The sequence below is a fragment of the Lentzea sp. NPDC055074 genome, assembly GCF_053608005.1.
This window is the reverse complement of record NZ_JBSGUQ010000004.1, coordinates 160,306-178,944: the sequence shown is the minus strand read 5'-3', so window position 1 is coordinate 178,944 and position 18,639 is coordinate 160,306. Positions and strand designations below refer to the sequence as shown.

Below are 18,639 nucleotides of genomic sequence, written 5' to 3'. Positions count from 1 at the left end.
GCCCAGGTTGCCGACACATCTCCCCGACGCGCGACATACCCTGCACCCTGTGACTTCCCAGGTGCAGCTAGACGCCGGCGTGGTCACTCGTTGTCGGCGGCGGGTGCACCTCGAAAACGATCCGGAGATGCGCGACGCTCCCAAGGCGGCGCCGGATCCGGCTTCGGAGCAACGGAAAGCGGACGCGGCGAACCATCGTCGCGCGGTGGCGGACGCGCTCGGCAGAATCGTCGGCTCGAACCTCTTCGAAGTGCCGAGCGGACCGGACGTGCGCAGCGCGGACCGCGAACGCGTGACGCTCGCCGCGATGGAGATGGGCACGCCGTACATCTGGGGCGCCGCACTGCCGCGCGACCCGCGCGGCGGCCGTCGTGGCGGAATCGACCTGCTGGTCAAGGACTCCACCGGCTACGTGCCGGTGCTGGTGGTCCGGCACAAGATCACCGACCCCGGCCAGGGCGCGAAGACGAGCCCGCTGAGCATCCCGCTGCCCGACGGCAGCCGCACGGACCCGCACCGCAAGGTCCGGCCCCAGCCCCGCGACCAGCTGCGGCTCGCCCACGCGCAGCGGCAGCTGCAGGCCGCCGGCTACGCGCGCAACGGACGGGCCACCGGCGGCGTGATCGGCATGGACGCCGACGTGGTGCTGTGGCACGACCTGGAGGCGCCGACGTGGCCGGGCGGCCGCAACGCGCTGGCGGAGTACGACGCGAGGTTCAGCGACCGCCTGTCCGTGGCGCTGGCGGCGGCGAACGAGAAGGAACCGCTCGCGCGGCCGTCCCGGATCGTCGACTGCAAGACGTGCCCGTGGTGGCCGAAGTGCGACAGCGACCTCAAGCAGGGCAGGGACGTCAGCCTCGTCGTGCGCGGCGAGGACGCGGTCGCGTTGCGCAAGATCGGCCTGTCCACTGTGGACAAGCTGGCCGAGCTGGACCCGAGGGAGACCGGCCCGATCCAGCTCGTCGGCATGCCGTTCGGCGACGCCGTGGTGCTGGCGCGGGCGTGGCTGCGCGACCTGACGCTCGTGCGCCGCGTGCCCGAGATGAACGTGCCGCGCGCGGACGTCGAGGTCGACGTCGACATGGAGAGCTTCGGCGACCTGGGCGCGTACATGTGGGGCTGCCTGCTGTCCGGAAAGGACATCGACGAGGAGCACGGCTACCGCGCCTTCGTCACGTGGGACGCGCTGCCGTGCGACGACGAGGCCCGGTCGTTCGCCGAGTTCTGGACCTGGCTGACGGGCATCCGGTTGCGCGCCAAGGCACGCGGCCTGTCGTTCCGCGCCTACTGCTACAACGAGCTCGCGGAGAACCGCTGGCTGCTGGCGTCGGCGGAACGGTTCGCGGGCAAGCCGGGGATCCCGACGATCGCCCAGATCAAGGAGTTCATCAACTCGGACTCGTGGGTCGACCTGTTCGGCATCGTCCGCGAGCAGTTCCTGTGCGCGCACGGCAAGGGCCTGAAGGTCATCGCGCCGGCCGCCGGGTTCTCGTGGCGCGACCCGGAGGCGGGCGGCGAGAACTCCATGCGCTGGTACCGGTCCGCGGTCGGGATGAACGGCGACGAGCTCGACGTGGCTCAGCGGCAGCGGCTGCTGGAGTACAACGAGGACGACGTCCGGGCCACCCATCGCCTGCGCGAGTGGATGACCTCGGACGCCATGACCCGTCTGCCCTTCGCGGGAGACCTCTAGCGCGGAGCCATGCGGAGGGCGCCGTCCATGCGGATGACCTCCGCGTTCAGGTAGTCGTGCTCGATGATCGAGAGCGCGAGCTGCGCGTACTCCGACGGCTGGGCCAGGCGCTTCGGGAACGGGATGCCGGCGGCGAGGCCCGCGCGGAACTCGTCCGAGACCGTGGCGAGCATCGGGGTGTCGACGATGCCGGGCGCGATCGTGAGCACGCGGATGCCCACGTTGCTCAGGTCGCGGGCGGCCGGGAGGGTCATGCCGACGACGCCGCCCTTGGACGAGGCGTAGGCGACCTGGCCGATCTGGCCGTCGAACGCGGCGATCGACGCGGTGTTGATGATGACGCCGCGCGCGCCGTGCTCGAGCTCCTCGGTCTTGCCCATGGCCGCGGCGGCCAGGCGCAGCACGTTGAACGTGCCGATGAGGTTGACCTCGATGATCTTGCGGTAGAGGTCGAGGTCGTGCGGGCCGGACTTGCCGACGGTGCGGGACGACGGGCCGATGCCCGCGCAGTTCACCGTGATGCGCAGCGGGGCGCCGGAGCCGGCCGCGGTGTCGACGGCGGCCTGGACCTCTTCGCCCGAGGTCACGTCGGCGGCCAGGTAGGTGACGTTCTCGATCGCGTCGGCGTTCGCGATGGCGCTGGGCAGGTCGAGTGCGAACACCTGCGCTCCACGCGCCGCGAGCGCACGTGCCGTGGCGCCGCCGAGGCCGGACGCGCCACCGGTGACGATGGCCGCGGTACCCGAGATCTCCATGCCTTCATCCTCCTCGAAGCGAACTGCTCGCGAGGAGGTTAACGCTCGTTACCTCGAACTCAACGGTCGGTCCAGTGGAGCAGGGCCACCAACGGCACCGCTGCCACGAGCGCGAGGCCGATGAAGATCGTCGCGACACCCAGAATTCCCATGTGTAGAACTGTGCCGTCTGCGAAGTTTCGAAACATCGGCCGCGTCGGTAGACCTCTGGTAGGACATCTGTCACCGTCCGCTACGACCAAAGTCGTACGGGTCTCAGGGTCTGCTCCGTTCGGGCCTGGGGCATACGTCACTTGGAGTCACGCAATATAGTTAGCCTCGCGTACCTTTATGGGTGTGTTCACCACGCGCCCCGAACTCGTCGGCACCTTCGGCATGGTCGCTTCGACCCACTGGCTGGCCTCCGCGTCGGCCATGGCGGTGCTGGAGGACGGCGGCAACGCCTTCGACGCCGCCGTGACCGCCGGCTTCGTGCTGCAGGTCGTGGAACCGCACCTCAACGGCCCCGGCGGCGAGGTGCCGATCATCTTCTCGGCCGCCGGAGCGGCCCCCCAGGTGCTCTGCGGGCAGGGCGTGGCGCCCGCCGGAGCGTCGATCGAGCACTACGCGGACCTGGGACTCTCGCTGATCCCCGGCAGCGGTCTGCTGGCCGCGACGGTGCCGGGCGCGTGGGACGGCTGGCTCACGCTGCTGCGCGACCACGGCACCAAGACGCTGCGTGAGGTGCTGGACCGGGCGATCGGGTACGCCCGCGACGGCTTCCCGCTCGTCGAACGTGCCGCGCACACGATCGGCCTCGTCTCGGACCTCTTCCGCGACCACTGGCCGTCCTCCGCCGCGCAGTGGATGCCCGACGGCCTTCTGCCGGCCCCCGGAGCCCGCTTCCGCAACCCCAAGCTCGCCGACACCTGGGAGTGGCTGCTGGCCGCCGCCGAGGCCGCCGGTGCCGACCGCGAGGCGCAGATCGAGGCCGCACGCCGTGCCTGGTCGCAGGGGTTCGTGGCCGCGCAGATCGACGAGTTCTGCCGTTCGTCGTTCCGCGACGACTCGGGCCGTGACCACGCGGGCGTGCTGACCGGTGCCGACATGGCGTCGTGGGAGGCCTCCTACGAGGACGCGCTCGTCGCGGACTTCGGCGAGTGGTCGCTGGTGAAGACCGGTGGCTGGACGCAGGGACCCGTGCTGGCGCAACAGCTCCGGTTGCTGGAGGGCTACGACCTGTCCTATGTGGATGGCAAGCCCACCGCGGAGACCGTGCACCTCGCCGTCGAGGCCGCGAAGCTCGCGTTCGCCGACCGCGAGGCCTGGTACGGCGACGTCCCGGACGTGCCGCTGGAGACCCTGCTGTCGCGCGCCTACGCCACCGAACGCCGTGCGCTGATCTCGTCCGAGGCCTCGTTGGAACTTCGCCCGGGCTCACCGGACGGCCGCGAACCGTTGCTGCCCCAGCACGTCATCAGCGGCCCTTCGGCTCTGGTGACCGACCCGACGGGCGCGATCGGCGAACCGACCGTGGAACGCTCCGGCGTGACGCGCGGCGACACCGTGCACGTGGACGTCGTGGACCGCTGGGGCAACATGGTCTCCGCGACCCCGTCCGGCGGCTGGCTGCAGTCGTCGCCGACGATCCCGTCGCTCGGCTTCTGCCTGGGCAGCCGCGCCCAGATGTTCTGGCTGGACAAGGGACTGCCGAACTCACTGGCCCCCGGCAAGCGCCCGCGGATCACCCTGTCGCCGTCGATGGCGTTGCGCGACGGCCGGCCCGCACTCGCGTTCGGCACGCCCGGCGGCGACCAGCAGGACCAGTGGCAGCTCGGCTTCTGGCTGGCGCACCAGGCGGGCCTGAACCTGCAGGAGGCGATCGACTCGCCGATGTGGCACTCGAACGCGTTCCCGAGCTCGTTCTACCCGAGGGCCTGGACGCCGGGAGAGCTCGTCATCGAGTCGCGAGTCGGCGCGGACGTCCTGGAAGAGCTGCGCTCGCGGGGCCACCAGGTCGTGGACGCCGGCGAGTGGACGCTGGGCCGGATGTCGGCCGTGGCGAGGGATGCCGCCGACGGACTCCTGCGCGCCGGCGCGAACCCACGAGGCGCGCAGGGCTACGCGGCGGGCCGCTGACCGCCGATGACGTGGCGGCCGTCGTGGATCATCTCGACGTTCCCGCCGAAGTCGTGCAGCGTGCTGACCCCGGCGCTGTCACCGAGCTCGCTGATCTTGCCTACGGCGTCGGGCACCTGAGGCGCGGCGCTCGCGGTACCGGCCATGGCGGCGAGGGCACCCGCGGCGATGCCGGCGGAAGCGACGATCTTCTTGAAGCCCAACGCGTTCCGCTCCTCAAAAGTGGAACGGCGCCCGATTCGAGGGGGAGGGAATCGGGCGCCGCCCCGGCCAGGAAGGTCAGTCAGATCAGATGTCGACGGACGCGGCGCCGGTCGGCACGCCGTTCGGCTCGTTCAGGCCGAGCAGCGTCGAGGCCGGAAGGCCGGTCGCGCCCGCGTCGACGTTCTCGACGAGCGCGTTGACGTCCACGTCCTGCGCGTTGATGGCCTGGATCTTGCCCGCGGCGTCGGCGGTGTTCACGGAAGCGAGGTCACCGGCCTTGGCGATCTCGCCCAGCTGACCACCGAGGTCGGGCGTGGTGTGAACGGCGGCGGACCCGGTGTCCGCGTGTGCGATCCCACCCAGGCCGAGCATGACGGTGGCGCTGCCGAGGGCAACAGCGGCCCCCGTGACGGTCTTCCTGAGGTTCATAGGCGCGAACGTGTCGTGTTCAGGGCCTCTACATCAAGCTGCGTAACTCAGGCGAGGGACATTCTTCATCCTTTGGAGGGACGCCACTCGATTCCGACGGTGCACACGCGGAAGCCCTGCCGCCACACGGATATCGCGTACGTGCCCGGTCTCGTTCCGGCCCGGGACATGAAGTCGTGGGCGCATTCCACCGTGTACCGGCGGCGCCAGTCATCGCCTTTACTTATGTACCAACCGTGGTCGACGACCTCTTCGGTGTGCTCCAGCACCAGCGCGCCGTCGGGCCGCCGGCGGTGGTACTCGATGCGGTGGAGGTGGTCCATGACCAGGACGTTCCTCACCGCACCCGGCGAGTGAGAATCTCATTTTCCGGATCTCGCCCGTAACGTTTGGGCCGTGGCTGAACCCACGTTCCGGCAAAGGCGCCTCGGCGAGGCGTTGAAACTGCTGCGCGAACGATCCGGGTTGAGTCAGCGTGAAGCGGCCGACCGGATCGACTACAACGTTCCGAAGCTCAGTCGCATCGAGAACGGCCAGGTGCCGGACGTCCACGCGTTGCGCGCGATGCTCGATCTGTACGGCGTCATCGGTGACGAGGAAGAGCCATTCCTCGAGATGTGGGAGTTGGCCAAGGAGAAGGGGTGGTGGAAGCAGTACCGCCTCGAAGACCAGGGCTACATCAGCCTGGAACACGACGCATCGGCGATCAGGGAGTTCCAGTCGAGCTATCTGCCGGGCATGGTGCAGTCCAGGGGATACATGCGTGCGGTGTTCGCCGGTGCTCGCACTCAACGGTCCAGGAAGTGGGTCGACAACCAAATCGCCGTTCGTGTGCGCAGGCAGGAGCGGCTGGTCGGTGACAACCCCGTGCTCTACCACGCGATCATCGCCGAGTCCGCCCTCCGGCATGCCGACCGAGATCAACTTCTCCACATCAACCAGGTCGGCCTGCTACCGAACGTCACGATTCAGGTCGTATTGGACACAGCCGGACTGCACGACGGACACAACGGCCCGTTCACTTTGCTGGAGTTTCCGTACGCAGGAGATCCCAAGGTCCTCTACGTCGAGCACGCCGGCGGCTCGATGCACATCGAGGACCAGAACCGGGTGAAGGCCACTACCCTTGCCTTCAAGCACCTCTCGAAGCTGGCGTTGACCCCCGAAGAGTCCGCCGTGTGGATCGAGAGGCTGGCTGCCGAGAGGTAGGGATCCAAGTGTCTGCTGTGTGGCGCAAGAGCAGCCGCAGCAACAACGGCGGAAACGGCAACTGTGTCGAGATTGCGCTGAACGGCTCAGTCGCGCGTGTGCGCGACTCCAAGAGCAGCACGAACTCCGAGGTCGCCGCGCCCGGCTGGGCAGCGTTCGTGGGCGCCATCAAGCGCGGCGACTTCGAAGAGAAGTAGCTAGGCGATCGCGCCCGGAGGCAACTTCAGCTTGAACGGCAGCGTCGTCACGACAGCCAGATCCGAGGCCGTCGCCTTCATCAGCGTGGGAGCGTTGCGCGAGCCGGGTTCAGGCAGGTCCAGCAGCCTGTCCACGGCCTCGACCAACGGGCCTTCGTAGATCCACACGGCCTGGGCCGGACGAGCCGAGTCGCGTACCGCGGGAAGTCGTCCCGCGCGCGCCTCTGTCTCCGACCAGAACAGGATCGAGTCGATGAAGCCTCTGCGCTGCTTGAACGCCATGATTCGGTCGAGCTGCCCGGCGTCGTCCCTCAGATGGAGGAACTGAAAGCCACTCTCGCGCAGCTCGATGACCTTGTTCAGTGCGTGGTCCATGGCGCACCTACCCCTGTGAGGTCCCCTTCGGGTGACTGATCAGTCATACGACCCGAAAGGATCGTACGTTAAGTCAACGTTCCGCCGTAAGACGTACTCCGAACGAGTATCTCAATTGGCGGACGCTTGTGGCGCAGGGTAATCGTTGGCCTTCTTGGATGAGGAAACGGCCAGGAGGACCGTCACGGTTCGCACCAAGAACGCCAAACCGCCTAATGTGACTAATGTCACGGTGATCAACATGTGTCGCCTCCGGGTCGGTGACCTACACACATAGACGTGTAGCACCGCCGGAAGGTTGTACGTACCCGCCACGCCGTGAACGCGCGGTCGGGCAGAATCTCCAGGCGTGGACTCCGCCTTCTCCTCGGAGCAGCGGCTCGGGTGCCCGGTCACCCCCCACTCACGACGAACGCGCGTTCGCCCTGTCGCGCAGCACCTGCCGATGACCAGCGCTGGAGACAAGTACATGGAGTTGGACCGCCGGATCGAGTGGACCGGGGAGCGTTGCGTGCCCTGGACCGACGACACTCAGGTGGTGTACGAGCACTACCACCGCTACGCGCTCGCGCGAGACCTCGTCGCCGGCAAGCGGGTGCTCGACCTCGCCAGCGGTGAGGGCTACGGCTCGGCCATGCTCGCCGGTGTCGCCGCTGAGGTCGTCGGTGTCGACATCGACGAGTCGTCGGTGGAGCACGCGCAGGTCAACTACGGCGGCGCCACGCTGCGGTTCGTCGTCGGGTCCATCACCGACCCGTCGGTGCTGGCCGACGCCGGTCAGTTCGACGTGATCACCTGCTTCGAGGCGATCGAGCACGTCACGGACCACGCGGGGCTGATGGAGCTGGTCCGCGCGCGGCTCGCACCCGGCGGTCTGCTGCTGATCAGCACGCCGGACACCGAGATCTACAGCCACCAGCACCACAACTGCAACGAGTTCCACCTCAAGGAGCTCACCGAGCGCGAGTTCGGTGAGCTGCTCGAGGCGGAGTTCGCCCACGTCGCGATGTTCCGGCAGAACGTCGCCGTCGGCTCGGTCGTCACGGCGGTCAGCCCGGCCAAGGGTTCGGTCAGCGGGCACACGGCACGGCTCGACGGGGACACGTGGTCCGTCGAGAAGGGTCTGCCGCACACCTACCTGCTCGCGGTGGCCTCGCAGGCCAAGCTGCCCGCGCTGCCCGCCGCCGCGGTCATGCTCGACCCCTCGCTGACGCTGGTCAGCCGCACCACGAGCCAGCTGCGCGAGCTGTACGACGACAGCCGCGCGGAGGTCGAGCAGCTCAAGGCGGCGATCCAGAACCTGGAGCGGCACAGGCAGGCCGAGGAGCGGGAGAAACTGGCAGCGCTCGAGTCGGTGCAGGACGCGCTCGAGACGGTGCAGGGCTCGCACGTCGAACGCGAGCGGCTCTCCAGCGAGCTGCACCAGGCGCAGCGCAACGCCGACCGCTCGGCGGCCGTCATCGAGTGGATGCAGGACTCGGCCAACGCGCTCGAGCAGCGCGCAGTGCGGGCCGAGGCCGAGGCACAGCGGCTGCGTGAGCAGGTCGACGAGCAGAACGCACTGGTGCAACGTGCGCTCGGCAAGTACCGCAGCGTCGTCGAGAAGGTGGCGCCGCGCGGCAGCACGTTGCGCGACGGCTACGAGAAGGCTCTGGGCCGTCAGCCTGGCGCCGTGGCGCCGAAGGCGGTCGCCCCGACGACGCCCGTCGCCGTCCACACCAGCGAGAAGCCGCTGGTCAGCATCATCATCCCGGTGCACGGCAAGTGGTCGTACACGCGTCAGTGCCTGCTGAGCATCGAGAGCGTGCGCTCCAACGTGCCGTTCGAGGTCATCGTGGTCGATGACGCCTCACCGGACGACAGCGCCGCGAAGCTCGCCGCGTGCACTGGTGTCCAGCTGGTCCGCACGCCGCGCAACCTCGGGTTCATCGGCGCCTGCAACCTCGGCGCCGAGAAGGCGCGTTCCGAGCTGATCCTCTTCCTGAACAACGACACCGAGGTGACGCACGGCTGGCTGGAGGCGCTGGTCGGCACCATCAACTCGGACGACCGGATCGGTCTCGTCGGCGCCAAGCTCGTCTACCCGGACGGCACGTTGCAGGAGGCCGGCGGCATCATCTGGTCCGACGCGACCGGGTGGAACTACGGCCGCAACGGCGACCCGAACGACCAGGCCGTCAACGTCCTGCGCGACGTCGACTACTGCTCGGGCGCGGCGATCCTGGTCCGGCGCGACCTCTTCGAGCGGATCGGCGGGTTCGACACCCGGTTCGCGCCCGCCTACTACGAGGACACCGACCTCGCGTTCGCGATCAGGGCGTCCGGGCACCGTGTGGTCGTGCAGCCGGACGCGGTCGTCGTGCACCACGAGGGCATCTCGCACGGCAAGGACGTCAGCGGTGGCGTGAAGCGCCACCAGGAGCTCAACCGCACGGTGTTCGCGGAGAAGTGGGCTGACGCGCTCAGCCGCCAGCTGCCGGGCCCGAGCGAGGCGAACCTGTGGCTCGCCCGCCAGCGCGACCCGTTCGACCGCGGTGGGCCGCTGGTGCTGGTGATGGACCACCAGGTGCCGGTCACCAGGATGGACTCCGGGTCCGTGCGGATGCGCGCGGTGCTGGAGGAGCTGGTCGGCCTCGGGTGCCGGGTCGTGTTCTTCCCCGCCAACTTCGCCGAGCACCAGCCCGACACCGACGAGCTGCGCCAGCTCGGTGTCACCGTGCTGACCCAGCACGAGCGGCAGTGGCAGTTCATGCGCGAGGCGGCCTCCGAGCTGTCGTTCGCGTTGCTGTCCCGGCCGAACGTCGCGTGGATCATGCTCGAGGAGCTGCGCACGAGGGCACCGCAGTGCGTCATCGCCTACGACACGGTCGACCTGCACTTCCTGCGGCTCGAACGCCAGGCCGCGCTCGCCGAGCGCGAAGGCGAGTCCGAGACGGCGTTCGGTCTGCGCCGCAAGGCGAACGCGACGCGTGAGCTCGAGCTCGGGCTGGTGCGCGCGACCGACGTGACGTTCGTGGTGTCGGAGGCGGAGCAGGCGTTGCTGCGCGAGCTGGTGCCGGACTCCGACGTGCGGGTGCTGTCCAACGTGCACTCCGTCGACTGGGCGCCGACCTCCATCGGCGGCCGCACCGACGTCGTGTTCATCGGCGGGTACGACCACGTGCCGAACCGGGATGCGGCGCAGTGGATCGCCAAGTCCATCATGCCGTTGGTGCGCAAGGAGATCCCGGACGCGACGCTGCGCATCGTCGGTTCCAACCCGACGACGGAAGTCGAAGCCCTGCACGACGAGGACGCGGGTGTCGACGTGATCGGGTTCGTCGAGGACCTGGCCCCGATCTACGCGCGGGCGAGGATGACGGTGGCGCCCCTGCGGTACGGCGCCGGCGTGAAGGGGAAGATCGGCCAGAGCATCAGCGAGGGCGTGCCCGTCGTGGGTACAACCCTTGCGCTGGAAGGCATGCACCTCACGCCGGAGCAGGACGTGCTCGTCGGTGACAGCGAGGAGGAGATCGCCGCGGCGATCGTGCGGCTGATGCGCGACGACGACCTCTGGTACCGGCTTTCCCGTTCCGCCAAGGAACAGATCGCCGCTCAGTTCGGGCCGCAGGTCGCCCGCACGGTGCTGGAAGGTCTGCTCAAGTAGTACAGGAAGCGAAGAAGGGCCCCGGGATTTCCCGGGGCCCTTCTTCGTAGCGCTGGATCTCCGTGCTGGATCAGGAAACGCGTTCGAGCCAGAGGCTGCCGCCGCCGAAGGACCGGCGGCCCGGCAGTTGCAGCGCGTCCGCCACCAGGTTCTCGTGGCGGTGGTGCGCGTACGCCGAGCCGTACAGGACGCGGAAGTCCTTGTTGTACATGAGGAATGCGCGCACCAGGTACTGCTCGTTCCAGCTGCGGTTCTCGGTGATCACCCAGTCGTGCGGGTACTCCGCCGGCAGGAAGATGTCGTGGATGTGGATCCGCACACCGGGGCGCAGCCGCGGGATGACCTCGAAGTAGAGGTGGTTCACGTCGCTGCCGGTCTTCGCCACGTGCGACGAGTCGATGAACAGGATGTCACCCGCCTCGAGCTCCTCGAAGACGCTCATCGGCACGTCCTGCACCTTCGCCTGGATCAGGCGCGAGATGCCGTCGAGTCCGTCGTTGAGGAACGCCCGCGGGTAGGGCTCGACGCAGGTGAACTTCAGCGAGTTGTCCAGGAAACGCCGGTTCACGTCAGCTACGAGCAGCGACGAGAACCCTGAACCGACCTCGATCATCCGCTTGGGCCGCCAGTGCCGCAGCAGTACGAAGAGACTGCGGCTGTCGAGCCAGCTGAACTGCGAGTTCTTCGTGAAGAAGTCGGTGAGGTCTGGCGTCTCCTCCAGTTCCTCGGGGTAGTCGTACGCCCCGAAGTACTTGGGGAAGAGCTCGGTGAGGACGTGCTCGTGCATCTCGTCGTTGAAGTCGATGCCGAGCGTCTGCGGCCTCGCCGGCCACAGGCGATGTGACTGCACGGCCAGTTCGGCCGGGTCTGTCACAGGCGAGTAGAAGTGGCCGTTGGGGTGCGACGCGTTGATCATCCGGTCACCTCACCGTCGGAGGAGCGAACTCGAGCTGGTTCTTCAGCAGCTCCTTGAACTCGGTCTCCGCAGCGGAACCCGCGTCGGACGTGAAGACCTCGACCACGATCATCTTGTTGTAGTAGACGTAAGTGGCGCGCAGAACCTTCTTGGCGGGGTCGGTGACGACCTTGACGCCCTTGTACGAGAGGTCCTTGTTCTCCTTCAGCGCAGCCTGGTCCTGGAGGTACGCGGCGACCGACTTGCTCGCGGCGGCCTGGTCCGTGACCGCCATCGCCATGATGCTGAGGGTGTTCTTGTCGTTGACCGACGTGGAGAGCGTCGCCTCGGTCATCCCGCCGGCGACGAGCGCCTCGGTCGTCTTGCCCACCATCAGCTTCTGCGCCGCCATCTTCGGCAGGTCGAACTGACCGCCGCCGGCGCGCTCGGTACCGGGCAGCGGGCCGAAGATGGAGTCGACCGTCGCGCCTGAGTCGGGCTTCTGCGCGGGCGGGTCCGGGACCGGCTTCGTCGTCGGCGTGGCCGGCGTCGAGATCTGTTCGGGCGGCGGCTGCGCCTCGTTGTCCTTCTTGCCGGTGAAGTAGAAGAAGCCGGCCACACCGATACCTGCGAGGAGCAGGACCACGATCACGATGCCGACGATCTTCTTGCCCTTGCCGGACGATCCGCCCGCGGAGTCGAAGACCTCGGGGCCTTGGTTCCACGACGGCGTCGAGAAGGAGTCGTCACCAGTCACCCACGGGGGAGGTGGTGCGCTCGACCCACCCTGCTGCTGTTGCCAGCCGCCCTGGGAGAACTGCTGCGGCTGTCCGTAGTTCGGCTGGGGGAAGCCGCCGCTGTTCGGGACCACCTGCGTGGCGTCCGGGTTCGGGTTCGCCTGGCCGCCACCGTTGACGGACACGACCTGGGTCTTGTCCGAGTTCTGCTGCGGCGCCGCCGGGGCGGGTTGGACGGGCTGGATGTACTGGGTCTTCTCCGACGTGGCCGGCGCCGGAGGCGTCGGTGGCACCGCCTGCCACTGCAGTGGCGGAGGGGGCGAGAAACTGCCGCCCTGCGGTGCGCGGGTGTCGCCCGACAACAGCGCGTCGCGGCGCTGCCGGTACTCGTCAGCGGACACCCGGCCGCTCGCCAACTCAGCGTCGAGCTTCTGCAGCTCGTCCTGCCAACTCACAGTAGCCCCCTGCTGACGCGTCCAACATGAAACCGCGCCATTGTCGCACTTGCTCATCAGAGACTTCGGGCTGAGGGTAGTTGTTCTGGCGAATCGATCCTGATCGTTCGCCGATGCAGTTATCGTCTCGTAGTGATGGGGGGACGTATGGCTGTTTCTGATGTGCCGACTGGAGGAAGGACGCAGCGCACGCGTCCCGGTCGCACCTTCACGCAGGGGTTCACCTGGGTGCGCCTCATCGCGGCGTTGTGGGTCGTTTTCTGCCACAGCGCACCGCTCACCGGCCGGTCGATCATGTATCCGGGGTGGAGCTTCGTTCCCTCGCACATGGGTCTGACCGCGTTCTTCGTGCTCAGCGGATATCAGATCGCGGGCTCGTGGACTAGTGACCCGTCCATCGGTCGTTTCGTGTTCAAACGGCTGCTGCGAATCCTGCCGCCCTTGATCGTCATGTCGATGATCGCCGCGCTCGTCATTGGTCCGTTGGTCACGACTTGGCCACTGGCGTACTACTTCGACGCGTCGAAGACGTGGGGCTATGTGCTCAACAACGCGACGGTGTTGAACCTTCAGCACACGCTTCCCGGTGTCTTCGATTACAACCCGTACCCGTACTCGGTGAACGGTTCGATCTGGACGTTGCCGATCGAGCTGGTCGGATACGCGGTCGTCCTGATTCTCGGTGTCGTCGGAGTGATCCAACGCTGGCGTTCCGTGACGATCGTGCTGCTGGTCGCCCTCGTCGCGCTGAACGTCTGGCTGACGGTGAACCCGGACGACGCCACCCCGTACTGGCTGCAGCTGTCGCTCGGGACCACGGTCAAGTTCCTGATGCCATTCCTGCTCGGTGTGACCCTTTACGCCTACCGGGACCGGATCCCGTTGTCACCGAAGGTGGCGATCGCGCTCGTCGTGGTCCAGCTCGTGATCAACGCGACCCCGGTGGGCGACTTCCTGACGACGCTCACCATCGCGTACGCCGCCCTCACCCTCGCCGCACGCTGGCCACAGCGACTGGCCGTGCGCGACAAGGACTGGTTCAGCTGCTCGTACGGCACCTACCTCTACGGGTTCCTCATCCAGCAGGTGCTCGTCTACCTGGGCGTGTGGGACAAGTGGCTGCTGGCGCTCCTCGCGGTGCCGCTGGCCTACGCGGCCGGCCTGGCGTCGTGGCACCTGGTGGAGAAGCCGACGATGAAGCTGCGCTCCCTGCTGCCGAAGCCGGCCACAACGCCGGCCTCGACACCGTCCGTCGTGATGCACAACGTGGTACGGGCCCCGTAGATTCGCCCCATGTTCGGTCGACGGAAGGCCAAGCCGGTCGCGGCAGCCGACGCGCTGCCGGGCCGCGCCGAGCCCATCGAGGTTCCCCGGACCCACGCCGTGTTCACCGACCGCTCCCTGACGGACATCCCGTCCGGCCACCGCTCCGCGGTCTTCGGCATGGGCTGCTTCTGGGGCGCCGAACGTCTCTTCTGGCAGACACCGGGCGTCTGGTCGACGGCCGTGGGCTACGCGGGCGGCACCACTCCGAACCCCACCTACGAAGAGGTCTGCTCGGGCCGCACGGGCCACGCCGAGGTCGTGCTCGTCGTCTTCGACCCGGCCGCACTCCCGTTCCAGGACCTGCTGCGGGTGTTCTGGGAGGGCCACGACCCGACGCAGGGCATGCGGCAGGGCGCGGACATCGGCACGCAGTACCGGTCGATGGTCCTGCACGCCGACGAGGGGCAGCGGATCACGGCCGAGGCCTCCGCGGCCGTGTACCAGCGGGCGTTGACCGAGGCGGGGCGTGGGGAGATCACCACGGAACTGGTGCCGCTGGGGGAGTTCTACTACGCGGAGGACTACCACCAGCAGTACCTGTCCGATGCCAAGAACCCTTACGGCTACTGCGGTCTGGGCGGGACCGGTGTCAGCTGCCCGACGGGACTGAAGCTCGCGGAGCAGTGAGATTCCGCGCACGCGAACGACTGTGAGCTGAATGAGACTTGTCTTCCCTGGTCCCTGCCCCTAGCGTCCGGGGCAGAAACCACGCTCACCGCACGACGGGGGTTTCGCGCGGTACGTCGGGGGTCGTGTCGCGTCGGCGCGGTGGCTTAGTTCTGGGGAGTCCCACCTTGTCCACATCACGCGCGCGTGGCGTCGCGCGCAGATCGGCCGTGTTCGCGGCCGTTCTGGCGTTGAGCGCCACCACCAGTTTCACCGCTTACGCGCAGGAAGAGTCTGCCGCACCGACGACGGAGGTCACGGCGCCGAGCACGCCGGCCGAGACCACCACGCCGACCGAGCCCGAGACGACGACGCCGCCGACGACGCCGTTTACCCCGGACGAGTCGACCGCTCCTCCGGTTGCTGACACGCCGGCCGACAAGCCCGCCGACAAGCCGGAGGAGAAGGCCGAGGAGGCGAAGCCCGCAGACAAGGAGCAGGAGAAGGCCGCCGAACGCGCGGACGTGTCGGCCACGGCCGCCGTCGTCGGCACCGGGCCGTTCCTCGTCGGCCAGACGGCGACGGTCAAGCTGACCGTCACGAACGCCGGCTCCGTCGAGGCCACCGGCGTCTACGCGTACATCGACCACATCTCCGGGTCGTACTTCAACATCGACTCCGAGAGCTGGGGCGAGCTGCGGCCGCCGTTCGGCCAGCCGGCCACGTTGACGATCCCCGCGCAGTCGTCGCGGACCTTCACCCTCACGGGCAAGACCTACAACTACGCGGGCAACTCGAAGTTCCTGATCCGCGTCTACGCCGCCAACGACGTGAACCCGTTCGAGGGTCACGCGACCGTCGAGGTCCCGATCCAGGAGCCGATCAAGACGGGCACCATCAGCGGTGTCATCTGGGGTGACACGAACGGCAACGGCGTGCAGGACGCGGGCGAGGGGCTGGCCGGCGCGCAGGCGTACCTGTACGGCGGCGGCGACCCGAACGTGACCCCGCGGACGCGCACCGACGCCACCGGTCGCTTCACCTTCACCGGGCTCGAGCTGCGGACGTGGGGCCTGGGCTTCTCCGAGCTGCCCGGTGGCTGGGTGCTGGCGTACAGCTCCGAGCAGATCCCGGTCGACGGCAGCGACTCCACCTCGGAGCTGCGCTACAAGGCGGTCCGGCCGCTGAGCGACCAGCTGTCCGCCTCGGCGCGCTTCACCTCCACCGACCACGTCGCCGGTGGGCCCGCGACCATCGAGATCACGCTGACCAACAAGGGCGGCTCGGACATCTCCGGGATCGTCGCCTCGTGCGACCGCGCCGGCATGGGCCCGCACGTCGGTTTCCCGAACGGCCTCGGTGACCTCGACTGGAACAAGGGCGCGACCATCCTCGCCGGGCAGAGCCGGGTGTTCACGGTGGCCGCGACGATCTCGACGCAGGCCGAGCGCTACGGCTACTCCTTCCTGGGCTGTGACTTCGGCACCCAGGACGGCCTGATCGACGGCTTCCCCGGCGTCTTCGAGTACGTCAAGGTCGGCGACAGGCGCACCAACACCGACGGTTCGCTCTACGAGGACCGCGACGGCAACGGCTGGATGAGCATCGGCGAGCACCTGTCGGGCGTCTCGTTCAGCCTGGTCGACCCGAAGACCGGCGTCGTGGCCGCGACCGCCAGCGGCACCGGCGAGCACGGTCAGGCCTACTTCACCGACATCCCCGTCGGCCTCTACAAGGTCGTAGTCAACGGGCCGTGGAAGCTGAAGCGCCCGGAGACCCTGATCACCGCCGAGGACTGCAGCCAGTGGTGCAACACCGGCTGGACGATCGAGGTCGTGCCGGCCGACGAGCCCGGTGGCACGCCGGGTGGTGGCCAGCCGCAGCCGCAGAACCCGGTGCAGACGATCCTGCCGGTCGCCAAGTACACGGCAGCGGCGGGTCCGCTGGCGGAGACCGGTGCCAGCGTCGAGGGTCTGGGCCTGGTCGGCGCGTTGACGCTGCTCCTCGGCGGCGCGTCGGTCTTCCTCGCGCGACGCAGGACCGCGTAGCAACTAACAGAAGATGAGTCCGCACGGCCTCGTGGTCGTGGTCGTCGTAGTTGTCGTCGGCCGCGGCTTCGGGGTCGTTGTGGTCACCGGGGGCGGCGCTTGAGTCGTTGTCGTCGTCGTGACGGTCGTGGTCTTCGTCGACGTCGTCGTCTTGCTCGTCGACGAAGACGACGACGCTGCGGACGATGAGCTGACCGACACGGTCTGTGACGGAGTCTCGGACTCCGTCGGCAGCAGCGAAGGCGTGTTGATGAGCGAGACGCGGGCCGGCGAGTCTCTGGCCGGCTCAGGCGGATCGTTCGCCATGAGCGACCCGAGATACGCCCCGAGCACGCACAACACCGCGACGACCACACCGGCGACTGCCCCAGTCGCAAGCCGTGCGGGCCCACTCATCGACGTGAACACCCGGATTGACTATCTCGTTCACTCGATTGGGTCAAGCAAACCGGTCTTTTTCTACTCGTTCACACCTTTGTCACGGTGACGCCCACTACGCCCTGTGACAGGGGCGCGATCGTCTTGAAGGCCCTCGGGGTCAGGTCGACGCAGCGGCCGGTGATGAACGGGCCCCGGTCGTTGATCCGCACGGTCACGGTCTTGCCGTTGGACCGGTTCTTCACCTTCACCCGAGTGCCGAACGGCAGCGTCTTGTGCGCGGCCGTCAGCTTGTCGGGGTCGAAGCGTTCGCCGCTGGCCGTGGTGCCGCCGCCCGAGTAGTAGGAAGCCTTGCAGGTCTCGGCGGAGGCCACGGGGGAGAAGAACACGGCGGTGGCGGCGAGAGAGGCCAGTGTGAGGCCGGTTGCCGCGAGGATCTTCGTCATGGTGCAAGCAACTCACCCGCCGGCAAAGGGACGCCTAACGCGCGCCTAACCGGGAAACTGCTCGGCCGCGGACACCAACATCTGCCAGTCGCCGTCCGGCAACGTGCGCAGACGGTCCAGCAAAGCGGACATTCTCGACAGCAACGCTGGGTGATCGGACCAGAACGAGTGATCTACTCTCAGTAGAGCGGCGAGCAGGTCGCCGGGGTACAGCGCGACCGACCGCAGCGGGTCGCATTCCACGTGTTCCAACGCCAGCAGCGCGGTCACGTCCAGCCCCACCTGGTGCGTCACGAGCAGGTGCAACGACGTGGGCGTGAGCTGGCCGACCGGCAGGTCGCGCAGCGCACAGAGGTCCCGGTAGAGCTGGGTCGACGACGAGTCGGGCCCGCCCCAGTCGGTCTCGCTGAGGTGCGCCAGCGTTCTGTCCCGGTCCACGCACCCATAGTCCCCGCAAAGGGAGTCGCTAGCGGGCCGACTGAGGCAACGGTTCGGCATTGGGCGACTGCCAGCCCACACGGACGAGCACCTCCCCCTCGTGCAGCAACGGCTGGGACGCCAGGCCCCACACGGTCGATGCCAGCAGCACGGCGCTCACGGCCTCACCCGTGCTCAACCAGTCTTGGCCGAGCATGCGGAGCAGCACGCCGTTGCGGCGCGCCACGAGCTCCAGTTCGCAGTTCTCGGCGCGGGCCGCGTGCAGCAGCCACGTCAGCGCCGAGTCCGGCACCTCGTCGGGCAGGTAGGGGCGGGGATCGGACCTGCGCAACGAGATCGCCGCCGCGGAGGCCACCTCGCACGAGAACGGGTCGAGCTCCCAGCGCGGGTGCACCGACGCGACCTGGCCGTCCGGCCGCGGCGTCCGCAGCACGTGGCAGTCCCAGCCCATCGCCGACAGCGCGACCCGCACGTGGTGCAGCACCGCACCACACGCGAGCAACGCCGCCTGGTCCGCACGTGCCGTCACGAGCTCGAGGCACTCGTTGCCGTTGCGCCATCGCCACGGCGGAACGATGTCGAACGACGGTGCCCTGCCGGCGAGTTTCAGCACTTCCTCGACGATTCCCGCGTCGGGTGTGCGCACGCTGGTCCTCATCCCGCCAGCTTGTCCGCGTCCGGCTG

General features: G+C 68.3%; 19 protein-coding genes. 9 read left to right on the top strand and 10 right to left on the bottom strand.

The window, feature by feature from the left end:
* The first annotated feature begins 49 nt into the window (after nucleotides 1-49).
* Complete coding sequence (locus ACWF7A_RS11260) at nucleotides 50-1,693, top strand: TM0106 family RecB-like putative nuclease (RefSeq protein WP_452250322.1); 1,644 nt, start codon at nucleotides 50-52, stop codon at nucleotides 1,691-1,693.
* On the opposite strand, the gene ACWF7A_RS11255 is transcribed toward ACWF7A_RS11260, so the two are convergent.
* A complete protein-coding gene (locus tag ACWF7A_RS11255; RefSeq protein WP_439662480.1) occupies nucleotides 1,690-2,448 on the bottom strand; it encodes an SDR family NAD(P)-dependent oxidoreductase in 759 nt (252 codons plus the stop codon). The two genes, ACWF7A_RS11260 and ACWF7A_RS11255, sit on opposite strands and share 4 nt — an antisense overlap.
* Nucleotides 2,449-2,778: 330 nt before the next feature.
* On the opposite strand from ACWF7A_RS11255, the gene ACWF7A_RS11250 reads away from it, so the two are divergent.
* Nucleotides 2,779-4,566 (top strand): gamma-glutamyltransferase family protein, encoded by a 1,788-nt coding sequence (locus tag ACWF7A_RS11250; protein WP_452250321.1) that lies wholly within the window; start codon nucleotides 2,779-2,781, stop codon nucleotides 4,564-4,566.
* Here the strand turns inward: ACWF7A_RS11250 and ACWF7A_RS11245 are convergent.
* From ACWF7A_RS11245 to ACWF7A_RS11235, 3 genes are all read right to left on the bottom strand, one after another.
* Nucleotides 4,548-4,769, bottom strand: a complete 222-nt coding sequence (locus ACWF7A_RS11245; RefSeq protein WP_452250320.1) for a hypothetical protein — start codon at nucleotides 4,767-4,769, stop codon at nucleotides 4,548-4,550. The two genes, ACWF7A_RS11250 and ACWF7A_RS11245, sit on opposite strands and share 19 nt — an antisense overlap.
* Before the next feature lie 85 nt (nucleotides 4,770-4,854).
* Nucleotides 4,855-5,199, bottom strand: coding sequence for a hypothetical protein (locus ACWF7A_RS11240; protein ID WP_452250319.1), 345 nt, complete (start codon nucleotides 5,197-5,199; stop codon nucleotides 4,855-4,857).
* A gap of 65 nt (nucleotides 5,200-5,264) precedes the next feature.
* Nucleotides 5,265-5,522 (bottom strand): hypothetical protein, encoded by a 258-nt coding sequence (locus ACWF7A_RS11235; protein ID WP_452250318.1) that lies wholly within the window; start codon nucleotides 5,520-5,522, stop codon nucleotides 5,265-5,267.
* A 73-nt stretch (nucleotides 5,523-5,595) separates the two neighbouring features.
* Here ACWF7A_RS11235 and ACWF7A_RS11230 point away from each other — a divergent pair, with 73 nt between their 5' ends.
* Together ACWF7A_RS11230 and ACWF7A_RS11225 are read left to right on the top strand one after the other, a co-directional pair.
* On the top strand, nucleotides 5,596-6,408 hold the full coding sequence (locus ACWF7A_RS11230; protein ID WP_452250317.1) for a helix-turn-helix domain-containing protein: 813 nt from the start codon (nucleotides 5,596-5,598) through the stop codon (nucleotides 6,406-6,408).
* Nucleotides 6,409-6,416: 8 nt separating this feature from the next.
* A complete protein-coding gene (locus ACWF7A_RS11225; protein WP_452250316.1) occupies nucleotides 6,417-6,605 on the top strand; it encodes a DUF397 domain-containing protein in 189 nt (62 codons plus the stop codon).
* Here the strand turns inward: ACWF7A_RS11225 and ACWF7A_RS11220 are convergent, their stop codons facing one another.
* A complete protein-coding gene (locus ACWF7A_RS11220) occupies nucleotides 6,606-6,980 on the bottom strand; it encodes a hypothetical protein (protein ID WP_189156589.1) in 375 nt (124 codons plus the stop codon).
* Between the two features lie 445 nt (nucleotides 6,981-7,425).
* Here ACWF7A_RS11220 and ACWF7A_RS11215 point away from each other — a divergent pair, with 445 nt between their 5' ends.
* Nucleotides 7,426-10,626, top strand: a complete 3,201-nt coding sequence (locus ACWF7A_RS11215; RefSeq protein ID WP_452250315.1) for a glycosyltransferase — start codon at nucleotides 7,426-7,428, stop codon at nucleotides 10,624-10,626.
* 70 nt (nucleotides 10,627-10,696) lie between these two features.
* On the opposite strand, the gene ACWF7A_RS11210 is transcribed toward ACWF7A_RS11215, so the two are convergent.
* Nucleotides 10,697-11,542 (bottom strand): class I SAM-dependent methyltransferase, encoded by an 846-nt coding sequence (locus ACWF7A_RS11210; RefSeq protein WP_452250314.1) that lies wholly within the window; start codon nucleotides 11,540-11,542, stop codon nucleotides 10,697-10,699.
* Between the two features lie 4 nt (nucleotides 11,543-11,546).
* Nucleotides 11,547-12,713, bottom strand: a complete 1,167-nt coding sequence (locus ACWF7A_RS11205) for a hypothetical protein (RefSeq protein ID WP_452250313.1) — start codon at nucleotides 12,711-12,713, stop codon at nucleotides 11,547-11,549.
* A 228-nt stretch (nucleotides 12,714-12,941) separates the two neighbouring features.
* Here ACWF7A_RS11205 and ACWF7A_RS11200 point away from each other — a divergent pair, with 228 nt between their 5' ends.
* The 4 genes from ACWF7A_RS11200 (at nucleotide 12,942) to ACWF7A_RS11185 (ending at nucleotide 17,180) form a co-directional block, all read left to right on the top strand.
* Nucleotides 12,942-13,997 carry an acyltransferase family protein gene (locus ACWF7A_RS11200; RefSeq protein ID WP_452250312.1) on the top strand — a complete coding sequence of 352 codons (1,056 nt, stop codon included), beginning with the start codon at nucleotides 12,942-12,944 and terminating at the stop codon, nucleotides 13,995-13,997.
* A gap of 9 nt (nucleotides 13,998-14,006) precedes the next feature.
* Nucleotides 14,007-14,666, top strand: coding sequence for a peptide-methionine (S)-S-oxide reductase MsrA (gene msrA / locus ACWF7A_RS11195; RefSeq protein ID WP_452250311.1), 660 nt, complete (start codon nucleotides 14,007-14,009; stop codon nucleotides 14,664-14,666).
* Between the two features lie 167 nt (nucleotides 14,667-14,833).
* Nucleotides 14,834-16,693 carry an SdrD B-like domain-containing protein gene (locus ACWF7A_RS11190; protein WP_452250310.1) on the top strand — a complete coding sequence of 620 codons (1,860 nt, stop codon included), beginning with the start codon at nucleotides 14,834-14,836 and terminating at the stop codon, nucleotides 16,691-16,693.
* Nucleotides 16,694-16,811: 118 nt separating this feature from the next.
* Nucleotides 16,812-17,180 (top strand): hypothetical protein, encoded by a 369-nt coding sequence (locus tag ACWF7A_RS11185; RefSeq protein WP_452250309.1) that lies wholly within the window; start codon nucleotides 16,812-16,814, stop codon nucleotides 17,178-17,180.
* On the opposite strand, the gene ACWF7A_RS11180 is transcribed toward ACWF7A_RS11185, so the two are convergent.
* The 3 genes from ACWF7A_RS11180 to ACWF7A_RS11170 are packed head-to-tail and all read right to left on the bottom strand — an operon-like array spanning nucleotide 17,161 to nucleotide 18,613.
* Nucleotides 17,161-17,517, bottom strand: a complete 357-nt coding sequence (locus ACWF7A_RS11180; RefSeq protein WP_452250308.1) for a septal ring lytic transglycosylase RlpA family protein — start codon at nucleotides 17,515-17,517, stop codon at nucleotides 17,161-17,163. The genes ACWF7A_RS11185 and ACWF7A_RS11180 overlap by 20 nt on opposite strands.
* Before the next feature lie 45 nt (nucleotides 17,518-17,562).
* Nucleotides 17,563-17,955 (bottom strand): contact-dependent growth inhibition system immunity protein, encoded by a 393-nt coding sequence (locus ACWF7A_RS11175; RefSeq protein ID WP_452250307.1) that lies wholly within the window; start codon nucleotides 17,953-17,955, stop codon nucleotides 17,563-17,565.
* A gap of 28 nt (nucleotides 17,956-17,983) precedes the next feature.
* Nucleotides 17,984-18,613: a hypothetical protein gene (locus tag ACWF7A_RS11170; protein WP_452250306.1), complete on the bottom strand. Its 630-nt coding sequence runs from the start codon at nucleotides 18,611-18,613 to the stop codon at nucleotides 17,984-17,986.
* Nucleotides 18,614-18,639 lie beyond the last annotated feature (26 nt).